The 3,032-nt window shown below is 71.9% G+C and carries 4 protein-coding genes; 1 reads left to right on the top strand and 3 read right to left on the bottom strand.

Annotation, left to right across the window (positions count from 1 at the left end; all coding sequences use genetic code 11):
* Positions 1-73: 73 nt before the first annotated feature.
* Positions 74-358: a DUF6332 family protein gene (locus H5J33_RS29175; protein ID WP_181797808.1), complete on the bottom strand. Its 285-nt coding sequence runs from the start codon at positions 356-358 to the stop codon at positions 74-76.
* A 158-nt stretch (positions 359-516) separates the two neighbouring features.
* A complete protein-coding gene (locus H5J33_RS29170) occupies positions 517-2,007 on the bottom strand; it encodes an MFS transporter (protein ID WP_181797807.1) in 1,491 nt (496 codons plus the stop codon).
* 85 nt (positions 2,008-2,092) lie between these two features.
* Here H5J33_RS29170 and H5J33_RS29165 point away from each other — a divergent pair, with 85 nt between their 5' ends.
* Positions 2,093-2,491, top strand: a complete 399-nt coding sequence (locus H5J33_RS29165) for a MarR family winged helix-turn-helix transcriptional regulator (RefSeq protein WP_181797806.1) — start codon at positions 2,093-2,095, stop codon at positions 2,489-2,491.
* A 7-nt stretch (positions 2,492-2,498) separates the two neighbouring features.
* Here H5J33_RS29165 and H5J33_RS29160 read toward each other — a convergent pair.
* A partial coding sequence (locus H5J33_RS29160; RefSeq protein ID WP_181797805.1) for a maleylpyruvate isomerase family mycothiol-dependent enzyme occupies positions 2,499-3,032 on the bottom strand: 534 nt, incomplete at its 5' end.

The following is a 3,032-nucleotide window of genomic DNA, read 5'->3' as shown; positions in this document are numbered from 1 at the left end:
GGTCGTCCGTCTCGTGGTCGGCCCGCCCACCGCCGAGACGCACGTCAGGCGGGACCGGGCCCGACTCGCCGGCCTACGAGTCAGGGCTGGTCCGACCGGGCCGGCCGGGCCGAGCCGGCCACCGGAAGCGCAGCAGAACGCTGACCACCCGGGCCACGAACACGAGGGGCGCGATCACCAGGCCCAGCCGGAGCAGCGCCGTGGACAGCAGGCCGGGCAGGTCGAAGAGCAGCGCGGGGCCGGCCACGGCCCCGAACAGCACAATCGCCGCGAACGTGGCGCTGACCAGCGCGTATCCGATCTCGACCGTCATCGCGTCCCGCTCCGCCTGGCTGCGGCGGCCCCCGTGCGCGTCCATTCCGTCAGCTTCGCAGAGGTGCGCCCGGCGGGGCAACGAACCCTCGCCGGGCGCACCTTGGAGGCGGTCCCCCCAGGCCCTGTCGTTTGGATCACGCCGCAGACGCGGGGCTGACAGGGCGCCGCCGATGCCCTGCGCCCTGATCCGAACGGCAGGCCCTAGTCGCGGACCGGTACCCGGTCGGCGTCCGCCTCGTTCACGGTGGACCTGGCGACCACGACGGAGTGGGCCGGCCGGGACCGGCGCAGTCCGCTGAGCGACAGCAGCAGCCCCACCACGGCGATGATCGTGACCACGACGAGTCCGGGCCGGTAGCTGTCCAGGACGGCCTGCGGGGTGGCCTTCTCGGGGGCGTGCGCGGTGATCACCGCGGTCACCACGGCCAGGAAGATCGCGCCGCCCACCTGCACCGAGGTGTTCAGCAGACCCGAGACCATGCCCTGCTCGTGCTCGTTCACCCCGTTGGTGGCCTGGACGTTGAGGGACGGGTAGGACAGGGCGAAGCCCGCGCCGACCAGCAGCATGGTCGGCAGGATCACGGACGCGTAGGCCGGGTTCAGGTCGATGCGCAGGAACAGCGCGTACCCGGCCGTCATCATGACGAAGCCCAGCACGATCAGCCGTCCCGTGCCGAACCGGTCGATGACGGTGCCGACCTTGGTCGCCGACAGCGCCACCAGCGCACCCGCCGGCAGGAACGCCAGCGCCGTGTGCAGGGCGGACCAGCCCAGTACCTGCTGCATGTAGAGCGTGACCAGGAACTGGAAGCCCGTGTAGCTGCCGACGAAGGTCAGCGCGCCGAGCTGGGCCCGGACCTGGGAACCGGAGCGCAGCACCGCGAGCCGGATCAGCGGGCTGGGGCTGCGCCGCTCGACGAGGACGAACACGATCAGCATGACGGCCACGGCGGCGAAGGACAGGATCGTCCGGGCCGACGCCCACCCGGCCTCGGGTGCCTGGACGACGGTGAAGACCAGCAGCAGCATCGAGGCGGTACCGAGGACGGCGCCCGGGACGTCGTAGCCGCCGTGTCCGCGTTCCCGCTCGCCGCGCGGCAGCAGCTTCATGCCCACGAGCAGGGCGGTCAGCGCGACCGGCGCCGGCAGCAGCATCGTGAACCGCCAGCTGGCCTCCGTGAGCAGGCCGGAGAAGACGAGGCCCAGGGAGTATCCGGTGGCGGCGCAGGTCGTGTAGATCGACAGGGCCCGGTTGCGCAGCGGGCCCTCCGGGAACGTGGTGGTGATGATCGACAGGCCGGCCGGTGCCGTGAAGGCCGCGCTGAGGCCCTTGACGAAGCGGCTCGCGATCAGCAGCGGCCCGGAGTCCACGAGCCCGCCGAGCAGCGAGGCCAGCGCGAAGACGGCGAGCGCCACCAGGAACACCTGGCGCCGGCCGAGCAGGTCGGCGGTCCGGCCGCCGAGGAGGAGCAGGCCGCCATAGCCCAGGATGTAGCCGCTGACGACCCACTGCAGGGCCGACGTGGACAGGCCGAGATCCGAGCCTATGGACGGCAGTGCGACGCCGACCATCGACACGTCCAGCGCGTCCAGGAACATCGCGGCGCACAGCACCAGGAGGGTGCCCCACAGCCGGGGAGTCCAGCGCACGGCCGGGGACGGGGCCGCGGAGGCGGTGAGCGGAGAAGTCATGGCGACGAGATTACATGCGCGTGCATCAGATGCAAGCTCATTTAATTACAGTGCAACAAACACGATTTTCTGCTACGGTGCGGGCATGGCGGCGAAGAATGCCGAGCGAGGGCTCGTCGAGCAGTGGCGGGAGATCCTGTCGTTACACGCCCGCACCCAGTGCGAACTGGACCGGGTGCTCCACGGGCACGGGCTGTGCGCGAGCGACTTCGAAGTGCTGGACCTGCTGGCCGAGGGCGCGTCCCTGGACGGCGGCTGCGCCTACCGGGTGCAGGAGATCGCCGAGCGGGTCCACCTCAGTCAGAGCGCGCTGTCCCGGCTGATCGCCCGGCTGGAGAAGGACGGCCTCGTGCAGCGGGGCATGTGCTCGGACGACCGGCGCGCGGTGAAGATCTCCCTGACGGAAAAGGGCTGCGCGCTGCACGGTGAGCTACGGCCCGTGCAGCGCGAGGTGCTGTCCCGGATGCTGGCCCCGGCCGACTGACCGGGCCTCAGATCCCGGACCGCTCCCGCCACAGGGCCGCGAGCGCCGGGTCGCCGGTCACCCGTGGGATGGCCGTCCGGTTCCACAGCGCCAGGTACAACTGATCCGCGGGACCCGACAGTTCGGCCTCCGCCTCGCCCTCGGCCCCGCGCACCGTCATGGCCGGTGCGGCCGTGAGCCGTACGGTCCACACGGCGTCCGGTCCCGCGTCCACCGCGCGCACCCGCAGCACGCGCGGCCGCTCGCTGCGCAGTCGGCTGTGCTCGCGGGTGTGGAAGCCGCGCAGCAGTTCGTCGATGCCGTCCACCGCGAAGTCCCGGCCGACCGGGGACGGTTCACCGCCGCGCGCGCTTTCGGCGTCATAACGGTGCACGGCCGTCTCGTGTGCCTGCCGGCGGGCCCAGAACGCCAGCGGTGACGGGTTGGGCGCGGTGTGGAAGGTCCAGCACTCCAGATCGGCGGGGGCGGCGGCCAGGGTGTCCACCACCAGGCGGTGACTGTCCCGGTACCAGTCCACCAGCTCGTCGTCGGCCTGCTCCGG

Origin of the sequence: Streptomyces sp. WELS2 (assembly GCF_013870595.1) — a bacterium.
In the GTDB taxonomy this organism is placed as follows: Bacteria; Actinomycetota; Actinomycetes; order Streptomycetales; family Streptomycetaceae; genus Streptomyces.
The sequence above is the reverse complement of the archived record's forward strand: the minus strand, read 5'-3'. Positions and strand labels throughout refer to the sequence as shown.